Raw genomic sequence first — 530 nt, 5'->3', positions numbered from 1 at the left:
GTCTCGATGCGCAGCGGATCCCCGTCATACGGACGCTGCCGCTCCCGCACCTTGCTCGTGAAGTGGCCCTCCACCTGCATCGGATAACCGCAGTACCACGATTCGAACGAGTAATCACCGCTGTTCGTCGTGATCGTGGGTCCGTGTCCTGCTGCGGCGGCCGGCGAGACCGACAGGCCCACCAACGCGAGCGCCGCGACAATCGTCGTTCCTGCGCTGAGCAGTCGCGTGCGCTGACTGGATGGCCGAATCGAATTGCGCATGAGGAGTGCCGCCTTTGCGTCGACTGATGCCGAGGCATCGGCCTGGCGCGCAACGCACTGGCGCCATCGCCTGAGCGGCTTCCCCCGAAGTCGCATGCTCCCACCGGAGCACCCCTCGCTGCGCAGTTTCCTCTCAGGGTCCGCGCGCGTCAAGACCCCGCGGAACGTCAGGACCCCGCGACCTCAGAAGCGCAGCAGGATCTTCCCCGCGCGACCGGGCACGGCGCTCGCCGCCGCGGCAGCCTGAGCCTCCTCGAAGGGGTACAC

1 protein-coding gene is annotated in these 530 nt (G+C 67.7%); it reads right to left on the bottom strand.

Annotated elements, in window-relative coordinates; genetic code table 11:
- On the bottom strand, nucleotides 1–263 hold a 263-nt coding region (locus tag AC1DVT_RS20545; RefSeq protein ID WP_477391281.1), incomplete at its 3' end, for a hypothetical protein.
- Between the last annotated feature and the right edge of the window lie 267 nt (nucleotides 264–530).

The organism is Microbacterium sp. P2_F9 (assembly GCF_056403635.1).
The sequence above is the reverse complement of the archived record's forward strand: the minus strand, read 5'-3'. Positions and strand labels throughout refer to the sequence as shown.